The organism is Chryseobacterium metallicongregator (assembly GCF_031324065.1).
In the GTDB taxonomy this organism is placed as follows: domain Bacteria; phylum Bacteroidota; class Bacteroidia; order Flavobacteriales; family Weeksellaceae; genus Chryseobacterium; species Chryseobacterium metallicongregator.
In genome coordinates this window covers 24,003-38,133 of the sequence record NZ_JAVIXS010000007.1, presented here as the reverse complement: position 1 = coordinate 38,133, position 14,131 = coordinate 24,003, and the positions used below count along the sequence as shown (strand labels likewise).

The following is a 14,131-nucleotide window of genomic DNA, read 5'->3' as shown; positions in this document are numbered from 1 at the left end:
AATTTAATCAACAATTAATTTGAACGTTTTTATAATTTTTTTATCCTGGATAAGATTGATGATATAAACACTCTGAACAGCAAGCTGTCCTGTATAATGGGTCGATTTGCGATCTATATTATCAAGCTTAATAAGTCTTCCTGCCCCATCATAAATGGAAATACCAAGGTTATCCATAGGTGGAAAAGTTACAGTAAAGGTCTGTCCTTTCTTAACCGGATTGGGATAAAGATTAATTTTAGTTTGATTCAGTGATAATTCATTACTGCTCATTGGTAATCCCGAACCAGAATGCTGGGTTTGGCCCATTACATCTTTTTTAGAATCTTTGGTAGGACTCACAGCAAAGGTGAAATGAGCGATATCACCACTATCAAATTCATTAAGAAAATCAACTTTATTAAAAATGATATAACGATCAGTTTCAGCTCCCTGGATTTTTTGAATACTTCCATCAGGCTTTTTCAAAAACAGCCAGTAAGTAGCAGATAATGAATCCGGATTCATTGTTGTCTTCAAAATCCTTACACTATAATCAGTTTTAGAAACCTTATTACCAATAAAATTGATCTCCCAGTTTTTTTGCAGGATATCAAAATTCCCATCATTTTTCAACGCTAATTCTTTGTTATCATCCGACCAAATAACAAACTGATTATTCTCAAAAACAGCCTGATTTTCTACGTTTGTTCTTTCAATAGAATTTTTACCAATTGTTAAAAACTGATCAGCTTGGTTGGAAGATTGTTTTTGATATAATTCATTACCATTATCTCTTCCTAATCCTGTGGGTTTATATTTAAATTCTTTATGTTTTTCAGGATCCCAGATAACCTTTCCATCACTGCTGTAATATTTCCCTTTTTCCAATGAAATTCCGTATTTAATAGAGAGGTAAGAATGTATCTTACCTAGATCTGAAGATTTCGCCTTTCTTGGCAGAAATATAATTTCGTAAAGATTCTGGTCCTCGAATTTGATTTTTATACTGTCTGATTTCTCACGATTAATATCAGCTGCTGCTACAAATGAAAAAATACTGGGTTTTTTTCTAATTTCAACCGTTTTTTCTTTACCTGTTTTAAAGTTGTTGTTGCCCAAGGAAATCTTTTTTTCAGTATTTTCCCATATTAACTCATCCTCCTTCGACCGATGAACAGCTATAAGAGTATGACTCTTATTCTTACTGTATTTAATATATTTCTTAAAAAGTTTGTCCTTGATGCCACAATGAAAATTGAGTAAATTTTCGTCTTTACACTTCGTTACTTCTCGAAGTGTTGGATTGGCTTTTTCCCATAGCTGGGCATCAGATCCTACCAATTGAGAATAAAATAAAGCAGAACACGACAATCCAATTACCGTGAATGCTTTGGAATAAAAAAGTTTATACATGCTGGGTATTTTTGACTACATAAATAGTTAGCAGAAACCAACTGGAGTTTAGTTTGAATAAAATTAACCTTAAAGAAGAAAGCCATCTTTACAGTCCAAGAACAGGATAAAAAGATAAGATGAAAATGGTTGATTTTTTCATAGTATTATTAGTTTTAGTTTTTTTTGCAAATTTACAAAAGAAACAAACACTACGAATTTTTATTTAATAAAATTTTAACAAATTTTATAACACAGAAAACATCTATTAAAAACGAATATTTTTAGAGTTTAAATAAAGAATTATTCAAACTTTAAAAAAATCTCACCAATTAAATGGCATCGCCACATAGGTATTTTCAAAAATAGGTAAGGACAAAACTTCCGTTGGTTGTAGACAGGCTTCTCCCCTCTTCACAATACAGGCTTTAAGTAATTCTCCACGATGATGGTAACCATTTAAGATGAGTGCCTGAATACCATCAGTATCTAAAATCCTGATCAACGTTCGAAATTTATTTGCTGTATCTGTTAATTCAAGGAAACTTAAATCAATATCTGTAAAAGAGACATTTTCATCGGCTACGATCTGAACAAAACGTTGCCCGACATCATATGCAGTCAGATCTTTAAATTTTTCATCCGCAGTTATAAGATTGGTTTCCAGGCAATCCAGATATACTTTTCGCCCACCTGACAAGTAGTTTCGGGTATGCAACTTGGCTGCTTGTAAAATCTCAATATTATTTCTTCTGAAAGCTCTTTTCCATTCATCAATTTTTATTAAAATATCTGCATTTGCATACTCCCATAAAAAAGAATAAACCTTTTGATCAGGAAAAAAATCATCCATTTGAATTCCGTCTTCATGATTATAAAACAACCAGAAGCTATCATAGTTCAATTCACTGTGTTTAAAAAAATTTGAAAGGTAATAATGATGGATATCTCTATATTTCTTCATAAAATACCATGTTTTTTTTGGAAGATATTTCAGTTTTCGATAGAATAATTATAACTCCCAACAGCCAATATTGACAGGCAGAGAAGAATAAGTTTCAACAAAAGCATCATGATCAAAACGATAAAAATAAAAGTCTTCCATATTTATCTCAATTTCCTGTATCGTAATTTCCAGGTGTAAAAAAAATGCAATAAATTCTTTCACAAAATCATTGATATTGATTATTACATCCTCACCAGCACACAATCCTCCATTAATCTGATTATCAGAACAACCGCCTCTTCAATACACTGAACGATCTTCAATAAAAGCAATGATGTTATAATATCATCATACCAGTCAAGTATATGTAATTGAATAATGGTCACTTTTATTTTATTTATTTTTCATCAACATTAATGGTGAACCGGGCTGATCAACTTCATAATTTTGTCATATCCAACCTTCATATAATATCTCTCGTGGGTAGTATAATTGATTAAAAAACATTCATCACAATAAACACTAAACTTTGCAACATATTTCAAATCAGATCCCTTGTAAAATAATAAAATATGATTATTTCCTGCCGGACACTTGGGGCTCGGGGAATATTCTTCATACTTTCCTTTAAAGAACAGAGAGTCCGTTTTCCTACTGGGTTTTAGAGAATCTATAAGCGTAAAATTCAATGTCTTTATTTTCGGATAAAGAATACTGTCCTGATCAGATAATTCACTTATATAGATTTTATTTTTTCCCGCATCAGAATCCCATGGTTCTTTGCTCTGTGTTTATTGATTGTATCGTAGTAATAATAATTAACATTATAAATTCCATTTCTGTAATCTCTGTCAGAATTATCAGAAAGATAAGCTCTGAATTCTCTGTTATTCTTAAACTTCTCAAAAATCTCAGGCTCTACCATAACCATATAATCATCTTCCACAAAAGGTTTATAATCACCATAATAAATATAGCCAACGTGCTTATTCCCAGTATTAATGCTATATATCTGGGAATCTTCAGCCCGTTCTTTTTTAATGCTCATTGATTTGGGTAAACTCAGTGATGTATTTGCAATAGTGTGATTAACAAATTCCTGATTCTTACAGCAAGAATACATCATCATCAGAAAACAGAAGAACAGAAGAAAACGAGCTTCTGTTTTCAAGGCGATTTTTTTATATTTTGGGATAAGAATATTTAATGTGAACAAAAAACAAGAAAATTCTTTCATCATTTTTAAGCGGGCTAAATCAATGGTTATTAACAGGGTAAAGTTAATAAAAAAGGAGGCATAAAAAATTAATTAAAAATTATACCTCATTTTCTTTTTTTATTCCAAAAAGAATTGCAACTTTGCAGCCCTAAAAACGATGTAAAATTCGTTATTGATGACCCTTCGGGGCGTAGCGTAGTCCGGTCATCGCGCCTGGTTTGGGACCAGGAGGTCGCAGGTTCGAATCCTGCCGCCCCGACTTATAAAATTTAGGGTGCGTAGCTCAGCTGGATAGAGCATCTGCCTTCTAAGCAGACGGTCAAAGGTTCGAATCCTTTCGCGCTCACTTAAAGACTTACTGGAAACAGTGAGTCTTTTTTGTTTTTTATTTACCCCCAAACAACCAATGATTAATCAAATTGGATAGACCATCCCGATTTCAATCGGGACGGTCAAAGGTTCGAATCCTTTCGCGCTCACTTAAAGACTTACTGGAAAACAGTGAGTCTTTTTTGTTTTTATTTACCTTCAAACAACCAATGATTAATCAAATTGGATAGGCCATCCCGATTTCAATCGGGACGATAAAGGTTCGAATCCTTTCGCGCCCACTTAAAGACTTACTGGAAAACAGTGAGTCTTTTTTGTTTTTGCTCAGGCCTGGATAAAAGTTGTCCATTTTAGTGAGTGATAATAAAAATAATGTAAGAATATGATTCTTAAATAAGTATAAGTATTCAAAGAAGATTCACGAAAAAATAATTAAAAATTATTCCTGATTTTATTTTTTTATTCCAAAAAGTATTGTACCTTTGCAACCGCAAAAACGAAGTAAAATTCGTTACAGATGACACCCTCGGGGCGTAGCGTAGTCCGGTCATCGCGCCTGGTTTGGGACCAGGAGGTCGCAGGTTCGAATCCTGCCGCCCCGACTTACAAATTTAGGGTGCGTAGCTCAGCTGGATAGAGCATCTGCCTTCTAAGCAGACGGTCAAAGGTTCGAATCCTTTCGCGCTCACTTAAAGACTTACTGGAAACAGTGAGTCTTTTTTGTTTTTTATTTACCCTCAAACAACCAATGATTAATCAAATTGGATAGACCATCCCGATTTCAATCGGGACGGTCAAAGGTTCGAATCCTTTCGCGCTCACTTAAAGACTTACTGGAAACAGTGAGTCTTTTTTGCTTTTTATTTACCCCCAAACAACCAATGATTAATCAAATTGGATAGACCATCCCGATTTCAATCGGGACGGTCAAAGGTTCGAATCCTTTCGCGCTCACTTAAAGACTTACTGGAAAACAGTGAGTCTTTTTTGTTTTTATTTACTCTTAAACAATCACTAATTAATCAGTTTGAATAGAGTATCCGATTTCTTCGAATCCTTTTGATTATACAAAAAGCCTCACAATAAAAATTGAGAGGCTCTTTTTATTTACACATAACTTTTTACTAAAGGTGCGTTTAAAAATGTATTTTTTTACAATCAATTAATTACGGCATTCCTCCCTTTTGAGGACACGCATTAATTTAAATCAACTGAAATTTAAATTGCATGCTCAAGTAATTTCAGTTTTAGATACCTTTCTCTAAACATCCATTAACCTTATCAGAATATTCTCAATTGATTTTTAACCATTAAGTAATCATAATTTTGTAAGCGATAATGTATAAACAGGAGCTCCATAAGAATCTGCAAGCTTTACTGAACTTAAAGAAGATCCCTGTAAAGTACCAGCACCATCTTTTGTTCTGTAAAAATTGAGTCTAACGAAATCACCAGCATTTAATTGCTGAAGTACTGACGGGATTGCAAAACCATAACTTCTCCCTACTCCAACAACAACTCTGGGAAACATAGGGCGTCCTCCTGAAATAGATTGCCATGAAGCTCCTCCATCAGTACTTATATCTAGATTAACAGCCATATAAGCATATCCGTCCCCATATTATTTATTCCCAATGATGGAGATATTGATCCAGATATCATATAAACTCCAGATTGACTGATTCTGACATTTCCTGTTGAAGGAACCGTTGTTCCTATAGTATTAAGCACTACTTGGGAATTCTGAATTTGGACCACCTGGTCTGTTCCTGCATTATAACTTGCAGCTGTATATGGCATATCATTTTTAAACGCATAAAATGCAATCTGAGACTGGGGAGCCATATTAGCTTTTCCTAACACGCCATTTTCATCTGCGAACAAAGCCGAAACTGTTGAGCTTGTCAATGTTCCCAGATTCCTAACTCTTGTTGTTCCATTTACATCTAAAGTATTGGTAGGATTTGAGGTATTAATTCCTACCTGCGAAAATACTGGTATCGAGAATACTATACCAGAGCATAAAATTATTTTTTTCATTTTTTGATTTAATCTGCAAAAGTAAACACAACCGCACCCTCCTTATAAAATCAACATACACCACACATACTTCACGTGTCACGATAGGTATATCTAACGGGCAAAACAAAATGATGTATGAGTGATGTACCCTGTTATTCTTTCCTTTTCTTTTTTTTTTGAAATTGCAGTCAGATTTTCGATCTAAAACACACAAATGATCAAATACGTTTATTGATGCTTACAGGTGGGGTTAATAATCCCATCTGTTTTTTATCAACATTAGCCTTAATTACAAGAATTAATAAACTGCAGCTTATATTATAATGAAATCCATTTTCATCTTCCATTGTATTATTCTTGTACTATCTTCAATACAGTATTTATTCTATGACCACGAACTCTTTGAAAAACTTTAATAGAGTAATCTATTGCCTGATTTTTACATTTTGCTGTTCAAAACTATTTCCACAACACTACAGTACACAGCAGATAGATACTTTACTTATAAAAACAAATGAAGAGCTTAGAACCAGAATATCTAACAAAGATCTGATCATTTGGAATCAAAAAGTTATAAAAGAAGCTATTCAAAATAATTATCCTAAAGGGGAAGCCTGGGGATATGCCAATATTGCCAATCGCCTGTGGCTGACTGGAGAATTCAAAAAGGCTATAGAATATCTGAACGATGCTGAGGAAAAATCAAAAAAGATTAATGATGACTTTCTTGCTGGTAAAATTAATCAGGAGTATTCACAAGTCTACAACAGAATGAATCTCCCTAAAATGGCTTTAGATTATAATTTAAAAGCAATGAAATCTGCTTTAAGATTGAAAAAAGATAATCAGGATTGCCGATTTTTTTTACGGTATGTCTATTCTACCCGAGCAGTTTATTTCAACGGAATTGAATGCCCCGATTCATCACTCGTCTATCTTCGCAAGGCAATAAAAATAGATCCTAACCCTTTAGACATCTCACATGTAGCCTACCATTATACAAAATACAACTGGAATTTAGATTCAGCCAACTATTATTTTAAAAAAGTCTTTGATCTGTTAGAAACCAAAAGATTTAAGCATAATAAGTACCAAAAAGCAGTAGTCTTATATGATTATAGTAATTTTTTGCAGGTTCAGAAAAAAAATAATGAGGCTATCGATGCCCTTATAGAGTCGATTAAACTGGCAAAAGAAATCAACAGACCTCAGCTGGTTTTAAATAACTACAAATTACTTGCCTTATTGTATAAAGAACTTAAAAAAGCAGATAAAGAAGTTGAATATTTAAACAAGGCAACCACACTAAAAGACAGCATAGATACCGACCAAAGCCAAGCGATCACATTAGCTTTTAATAAAATATCAAAGAAAGAAGAAGAAAAACAAAAAACTAAATTTCAGACAGCTTTATGGTATGGAGGGATTTTATTTGTACTTGTTTTTTTACTGTCTCTTTATTTTTATCTGCAGTTTAAAAGAAAGAAAAAAAGGCTTATCGAGAGCAAAACAATTATTTTACAGCAGGAAGAAGAAGCAAAAATTCTAAAAAGAAAACTCAGTGAAAATCATGAGCAGATCATCCAATTGGCAAAGAAAAATAGTGTTGGTTTTTTAGCATTATTTCAGGAAACTTATCCTGAAGTCTGCCAGCAACTTTTAAAAATCAACCCTCATCTTTCCCTCTCTGATCTATCTTTCTGTGCTATGATATGCTTGGGGTTCTCTTCAAAAGAGATTGCGCAATATTCTTCTATGGAGCACAGATCTGTACAAACAAAGAAATATCGTTTACGTAAAAAACTACACCTTGAAACAGAGACTGATCTCTATCAATTTATTAAATCAATATCTGAGGTTCAATAATTTTGATGATGTTATTTTTATGAACTTAATGAATATGATTGTGATTATATTCAAAAGTAATAAATGATTTTACCCCGATATTATACGTAAAAACCCCTCAACTATAATTGAGGGATTATTTTAATTTTAATATGTACTGACTTTATTTCAGTTTGTAGGTATTTCCATTCCAAAGATAAGTTTTGGAAGAATGCTTTTTCTTCTCCCTATCTTGTTCATCTACTTCCATATCTTCCACTTTTAAGATAAATGCATTGGAAATTCCTCCTTTATCATTTGGAAAAATAAATTCTTCACTATGGTAAAAAGCACCGGCATCCCCCACATTCATCAATTGTGGAAGGGCAATGAGCTTTTTGTCCTTAAAAAGAACATACTGATCATAACTTGCTATTCCACAAGCCTCTCCGGAAACCATTGCTTTGAGTGTAAATTCTACATTTTGCAACTTGTGGCTGCTTTCTATATTGAATGATGTGGAACTCAATTCTTCTCCTCTTCCAGTATCAAAATACACCTCATCAATAAGTGTATTTCCTTCTATTGCTTTTATTCCCGCAATATTTTGTTTTTCGATCTGATTGTATTCTTTATTCTTCCGTTCAATTGTTTTAGAAAGCCCAAAGAGAAAATCATACCCATTTTTGTTACGGTAGCCTACACAAAGATTACCACCCCAGATATATCCTTCCAATGTATTTCCTCCTTTCTGATAAGAGATTTTATACCAATTGGCATTTCTTTCTCCCAGTTTCAGGACTGCATTTTCTTTTTTAAGAATCATAACCTGTTGGTTCGCCTGCAGTGAATCTACAATCTGAGCATTCATTCCGGGATCTAACCTCACGCGGGTCCAATCCGTAAAGATTTTTTGAGTTTTATTTTCTTCAAAGCTAAAGATACCGTCTGCATATACTTCATTTTCCTGTGCTGTAAAAAACTGCAGCATCAGTAAAAATAAAGCTGTCCATAAAGTTTTCATATTCGTATTTTGTTTTTTGGTGTGTTATTTTTCAAGCAGAAGGCTTACCCATTCTTCACGCTGTAATTTCTTTTTAAGCTCCAGACCGCTTTCTTTGCATACTTCCAGAATATCATCTACATCAAAGAAGCATAGTCCTGAAAGCAATAATTTTCCTCCTTCATTCAATACTGAAACGTAAGTCGGGATATCTGAAATCAGGATATTTCTGTTGATATTAGCTAAAATGATATCATAATTCTCTTTGCCCAGGTTTTCGGCAGTTCCTTGTTCAATATCCAGTTCTACATTGTTTCTTACTGCATTTTCTTTTGAGTTTTCCACTGACCATTCGTCAATATCAATAGCTTTTGTATCTCCAGCTCCCTGTTGTTTTGCATAAATAGCTAATACAGAAGTTCCGCATCCTATATCCAATACTTTTTTACCATTGAAATCAATGTCCATCATTTGCTGGATCATCAAGTGGGTTGTAGGGTGATGTCCTGTTCCAAAAGACATTTTAGGCTGAATGATAATTTCATGCATTCCCGGTACAGATTCATGGAATTCTGCTCTGATCAATACTTTATCATCAATATTGATTGGAGAGAAGTTCTTTTCCCATTCTTCATTCCAATTGATGTTTGGCATTTCTTCAAAAGTGTATTCGATTTTTACATTTTCGTTTTCGAAGATTGGAAGTGCTTTCAACTGATCTTCGTGAAACAGTTCTGTCTGAATATATCCTAAAATTCCGTCAATTTCTTCTGTAAAGCTGTCAAAACCTATTTCTATAAGTTCTGCCATTAATATCTCGTTCCAAGGTTGCAATGGAGAAATCTTGAAATTGAATTCTAAATAATTTTGCATGTGACTAATTTGCTGCAAAAATACTAATGTTATTACGGTTAAAAAAATGATGGAGGAATTTTTGGCTGAAACCGGGGATTTTTATGATTTTTTATCCTGCAGATTGCCCTGATTACGCAAATGACTGCATACAATATATTCAATAGGGACGGGCTTTAGCCCATCTTCAAAATTAATACAATACCATTGGTTTTAGCTAAAACTTATTATAAAAGACATGGAAATAAATTCACAGATTTTTTGAAATGCAAGAAATTCCAGGTTTTGGCTAAAGCCTCAAAAGTATGAAAAAAGAAAAAGCGGGCTAAAGCCCGCTCCTATAGAATTTTATGATCCAAGGAAAAAGAAGAGTTCTTTGCTGAAAACTTTAAACCCAAAACCTTGGACTTTAAATTTTAACTCTCTTATGGATTCGTGGAAAAGATAGAACCATTTGCAATTAATGCTCTTCTGTTCATTTTCAGGATATCCCTTACCCATTCTGCAAAATCTTCCGGCTGTAATACTTTAGCAGGATTTCCATCTGTAAGTCCTCCCTGGATACTCATATCAGAAGCAATGGTACTTGGAGTTAAAGTGATTACACGAATATTTTGTTTTCTCCATTCTGCCATCATGGATTGAGACAGAGATACAACTGCTGCTTTTGAAGCGGCATATGCAGACATATTCGGGCCACCTTTAAGACCTGCAGTAGAGGCTACGTTGACAATATCACCTTCTCCTTTTGCTTTCATGAATGGATGAGCTGCTTTGGCTGCATAATATACTCCGAATAAATTGGTTTTAATAACTTGCTCCCAAGTTTCAGAAGGCATTTCTTCGATAGAACCAAAGTCTCCGATTCCTGCGTTATTGATCAAAATATCAATTCCTCCCAATTGTTCTGCTAAAGATTCTATTCCAGCTTTTACCTGAATCTCATTGTCTACAGAAAATACAGCGTAGGCTGAGTTTACTCCTAATTTTTTGATTTCCTCAACCGTCATTTTAAGGTTTTCCTCGTTTCTTCCTGTAATGGCAACGTTTACTCCTTCATTGGCTAAAGCTAACGCTACAGCTTTCCCTAATCCTCTTCCTCCACCTGTTACGATGGCATTTTTTCCGTTTATATTCATAGTAATGATACTTTTCTTTGTACAAAGTTACGAAAGAACATTTTTATGAAGGGGTGAAAACAGGGATTTAACTTATATTTCATGAACCACAAAAGTCACAAAAGATGATTAACATTGAAAATATTTGAAAGTTATAATCATCCTGTATAAAAGTTCACATAGGATGAAAAACGCAGATTTTTATAAAACTTAAGCGTACTTCTTATCTCCAAAGTTATAGCTTAAAAAAACTTTTGTGACTTTCGTGGTTAATCTAATCCTGAGCAAAAAATTAAAACCGGCTCGTAAGAACCGGTTTTAAAATCTAAAAAAAGGTATAGTAAAAAAAATAAAATGCTTAAGGAATCTGGATGGCGTTCTGAACTTCAAATTCTTCTGAATTGGAGAATTCATTTCCATACATATCAACAGCTTTCACCTCAACTTTGTGTTTTCCTAATGATAATTTCTTAGGAAAATCTGCTTCCCAGATATGTTTTGACAATTCAGGATTGGAAGGTCTTCTTCCTGGTAGAATTTTTTCTGTAGAATCCCATTTGAAAACAGAAAGGGCAAAATTCGGGTCGATGGTTTCATCGTACTTCATTTCTTCCCATTTTCCTCCGTCTATTCGGTATTCTACTTTGTCTTTTTTGCTTCCCATGAAAAAATTAGCCAGCACTTTTGCTGAGGTTCTTGAAGAAGAAATCACTTTTGGAACATATAATTTGATCTGATAGTCTTCCGGTTTTCCGGCTGTTCTGTACTTAACTTTATACTGATTGTCTGCAAAGCTGATGAATGAATATCCTTTTGCTGTTCCGTCTCTCATGGTTGAGGTAGGAAGTCCGGCATCATCAGGAGTTCCTGAGTACCAATCCCCGCAGGTGGTTCCTACGTTATATTCATGAAGTTCTTTGATTCCGTTCCAACCTGCTTTTTTGCCGTAGAAAATCTGCTGCTGGATGTGAGTATGTGCTGATAAAAGCAATACATTCTGGAAAGGATTTAAGAAATCAAATAATTTCTGACGGTCTGCATTCCTGAAGTTGTCTTCATTATTATGTTCCAACGGAATATGGAAAGAAATGACAATCAGTTTATTCTTGTCAACCAGTTTCAGGTCATTTTCTATGAACTGAAGCTGGTCTTCACGGAAACCTCCCCAGTATCCTTTGTTGTCTCTCGGATCGGGATAAAGAATATCATCCAGAATAATGAAATGTACATTACCGTAGTTGAAAGAATAATTGGCAGGACCAAAATTTGACTCAAATGTTTCATCGGAAAACTTATCTTCCTTTGCATCATAATTCATATCATGATTTCCCATTACATTGTACCATGGCAATCCTACTTCTTTCATGACGTCTGCATACGGTTTCTGAAGGCTTAGATTGTCACCCACCAAATCTCCCAAACTAATTCCCAGCACGGCATTTTTCTTGGTGTTTTTTACTTCGTTCACAATGCCTCTTTTGAAATAATCCAGCTCTTTTTCTGTGTAAGGTTGTGGATCACCAAAAACCAGAATATCAAAGTTCTTGTCTTCATTTTGCTTATAAAGCGGGAAGTTCAGTTCTTTGGGAAGATCTCCTGTGGGAGCAACTCCCTGATATTTAAAATCTGCGGGAGAACCTTTTGGTTTATGGTGATAATAAAACTGGGGAAGATTATTAGCATTTAAAGCCGTTTGATATCCTGAAGGTTTAATAACAAAAATAGTCTGATCTTCTTGAACCGGCAGGCTGTATCTTCCGTTTTTATCGGTAAGAACTACCTGAACACCATTGGAAACAGCTACGCCTTCTATTCCTTTTTCGCGATTTTCTTTCTTTTGGTTTTTGTTGTTGTCTTCGAATACATATCCGGCAACAGAAGTTTGTGAGAAAGCCATTGCTGAAACCAGCATACATGGCATTAAAAATTTTATATTGATACTCATAGTTTTTTAAATCTTTAAATTATTTTTTAATTTTTCAATTAAGGATATTATTTATTCCACCACATTTTCACATTGATATTATCTCCACCCATCGATTGTACAGCTGCATTATAATTGTCTGTATTCATCACTTTTGTAGCAGTAGGATACATAAATCTTACCGGCATCTGTCCACCGTTCTGAAGTCCTCCATTATTAGGAAGTACCGGAAGCTTCGTACGTCGGAATTCATACCATTGCTGATGGTCTACAAAAAACAGGGAAATGTACTTTTGGAGCATTATTTTTTCCAAGGAGCCGTCATATGCTACTTTTGTATTACTGAAATAGTTAGCCGGAACTGTTGCTCCCCACTGTTCAATAATAGATTTTACACCTGTTTCATAATAAGTTTGCTGATTACCTGTAATAATTCCTTTGTTGACAAGCTCTGCCAGAATAAACTGAACTTCAGAATAGGTCATAATTAAAATCTTTAAAGGTGCTTTCGCAAGATTTTGATTAAGGTTAGAGGGCTGATAGTTGAAAGATGTTCCCAGAGCATATCCTGACGGAGCTCCTTTATAGCCAAGATCTTCTCCTGATGTTGCTTTAGCTTTAGTAAAAAACATGCTAAGCCTTGGATCATTATTATCTTTCATAGCATTTACAAAGAATTCGCCTGCTGATCTGTAAGCTGTAAAATCCTGTGGACGGGCTATGGGAGGTAAGTATGGAGAAATGCCCGAAATCGGAAGCACCGCACTATCTGTATTATTTTGGAAAACAGGATATTGAGCAGGGTTATTCACAATTTCCTGAATTCTTTCATGTACATTTACTTCTCCGTTTCTGCTCAGAATTCTGGTGAGCAATCTTAATGACAGTGAATTACAGAATTTTTTCCATCCTAAAATACCAGTCTGACTATTCGTATTGGCATTATAAAGCAAATCTGTTTCCGTTAATGCCTGAGTGGTGTTGAATAGTGAATTGGCTGTTTTCAGATCGTTCAAAAGCTGGATGTAGATATCCTTCTGCTTATCATATTTTGGTTTTAAAATATTTTCTTCAACCCTCACTGCCTCAGATAAAGGTATATCACCGAAAGCATCAGTAAGATTGGAGGCAATCCAGGCATTCAGAACCATTGAAATGGCAAGGTAATTATTGTTCTGTTCTTTTGTGGCATATTTTCTTAAGTCACTTACCTGCTTAAGCCATCTGTAGGAAGTATTCCAGTAACCGTTACCACTTTTTTCATCCATATAATATCTGCTGTATGAGTTTCCTTCATTGGGAAAGTCTAAAGCAATCTGCATGATATCAAAAGTAAAATCGTCGGCCTTGTTATATCCGTAGCTTCCCATTTCATATTGAATAGGAGCAAGAAGGCTTCCTACTGACGGATCTTTGACTTTACTGGTATCTGTATTAATTTCCTCGAATGTTCTGTCGCAGGATTGAAGCATGAAAACAGAAGCAGCCAATGCCAGATGTATGATTATTTTTTTCATTT

General features: G+C 34.4%; 11 protein-coding genes and 4 tRNA genes. 5 read left to right on the top strand and 10 right to left on the bottom strand.

What is annotated here, in order from left to right:
* Window positions 1–3 precede the first annotated feature (3 nt).
* The 3 genes from REB14_RS11675 to REB14_RS11665 all read right to left on the bottom strand — a co-directional run bounded on the left by REB14_RS11675 (window position 4) and on the right by REB14_RS11665 (window position 3,491).
* Window positions 4–1,395 carry a T9SS type A sorting domain-containing protein gene (locus REB14_RS11675; RefSeq protein WP_309522271.1) on the bottom strand — a complete coding sequence of 464 codons (1,392 nt, stop codon included), beginning with the start codon at window positions 1,393–1,395 and terminating at the stop codon, window positions 4–6.
* A gap of 304 nt (window positions 1,396–1,699) precedes the next feature.
* Complete coding sequence (locus tag REB14_RS11670; RefSeq protein WP_309522270.1) at window positions 1,700–2,338, bottom strand: hypothetical protein; 639 nt, start codon at window positions 2,336–2,338, stop codon at window positions 1,700–1,702.
* A 718-nt stretch (window positions 2,339–3,056) separates the two neighbouring features.
* On the bottom strand, window positions 3,057–3,491 hold the full coding sequence (locus REB14_RS11665) for a hypothetical protein (RefSeq protein ID WP_309522269.1): 435 nt from the start codon (window positions 3,489–3,491) through the stop codon (window positions 3,057–3,059).
* Window positions 3,492–3,723: 232 nt separating this feature from the next.
* Here REB14_RS11665 and REB14_RS11660 point away from each other — a divergent pair.
* The 4 genes from REB14_RS11660 (at window position 3,724) to REB14_RS11645 (ending at window position 4,557) form a co-directional block, all read left to right on the top strand.
* Window positions 3,724–3,798: transfer RNA gene (locus REB14_RS11660), tRNA-Pro, on the top strand.
* 13 nt (window positions 3,799–3,811) lie between these two features.
* Window positions 3,812–3,885 (top strand) — tRNA-Arg (locus tag REB14_RS11655).
* Window positions 3,886–4,396: 511 nt separating this feature from the next.
* Window positions 4,397–4,471, top strand: a tRNA-Pro gene (locus tag REB14_RS11650).
* A gap of 12 nt (window positions 4,472–4,483) precedes the next feature.
* Window positions 4,484–4,557 (top strand) — tRNA-Arg (locus tag REB14_RS11645).
* Window positions 4,558–5,187: 630 nt separating this feature from the next.
* Here the strand turns inward: REB14_RS11645 and REB14_RS11640 are convergent.
* Together REB14_RS11640 and REB14_RS11635 are read right to left on the bottom strand one after the other, a co-directional pair.
* Entirely contained in the window at window positions 5,188–5,469 is a 282-nt protein-coding gene (locus REB14_RS11640; protein WP_309522268.1) for a hypothetical protein, read from the bottom strand.
* Window positions 5,454–5,909: a hypothetical protein gene (locus REB14_RS11635; RefSeq protein ID WP_309522267.1), complete on the bottom strand. Its 456-nt coding sequence runs from the start codon at window positions 5,907–5,909 to the stop codon at window positions 5,454–5,456. The genes REB14_RS11640 and REB14_RS11635 overlap by 16 nt, the downstream gene beginning before the upstream one ends.
* Window positions 5,910–6,278: 369 nt before the next feature.
* Between REB14_RS11635 and REB14_RS11630 the strand changes: the two genes are divergently transcribed.
* Entirely contained in the window at window positions 6,279–7,757 is a 1,479-nt protein-coding gene (locus REB14_RS11630; protein ID WP_309522266.1) for a helix-turn-helix transcriptional regulator, read from the top strand.
* A gap of 142 nt (window positions 7,758–7,899) precedes the next feature.
* Here REB14_RS11630 and REB14_RS11625 read toward each other — a convergent pair whose 3' ends face one another.
* The 5 genes from REB14_RS11625 to REB14_RS11605 form a co-directional block, all read right to left on the bottom strand.
* On the bottom strand, window positions 7,900–8,739 hold the full coding sequence (locus REB14_RS11625; protein WP_309522265.1) for an SH3 domain-containing protein: 840 nt from the start codon (window positions 8,737–8,739) through the stop codon (window positions 7,900–7,902).
* Between the two features lie 24 nt (window positions 8,740–8,763).
* Window positions 8,764–9,591, bottom strand: coding sequence for a 50S ribosomal protein L11 methyltransferase (prmA, locus tag REB14_RS11620; RefSeq protein WP_309522264.1), 828 nt, complete (start codon window positions 9,589–9,591; stop codon window positions 8,764–8,766).
* A gap of 404 nt (window positions 9,592–9,995) precedes the next feature.
* Window positions 9,996–10,709, bottom strand: a complete 714-nt coding sequence (locus REB14_RS11615; protein ID WP_309522263.1) for a 3-ketoacyl-ACP reductase — start codon at window positions 10,707–10,709, stop codon at window positions 9,996–9,998.
* A 337-nt stretch (window positions 10,710–11,046) separates the two neighbouring features.
* Entirely contained in the window at window positions 11,047–12,609 is a 1,563-nt protein-coding gene (locus REB14_RS11610; RefSeq protein ID WP_099049833.1) for a calcineurin-like phosphoesterase C-terminal domain-containing protein, read from the bottom strand.
* A gap of 71 nt (window positions 12,610–12,680) precedes the next feature.
* Complete coding sequence (locus tag REB14_RS11605; protein ID WP_309522262.1) at window positions 12,681–14,129, bottom strand: SusD/RagB family nutrient-binding outer membrane lipoprotein; 1,449 nt, start codon at window positions 14,127–14,129, stop codon at window positions 12,681–12,683.
* Between the last annotated feature and the right edge of the window lie 2 nt (window positions 14,130–14,131).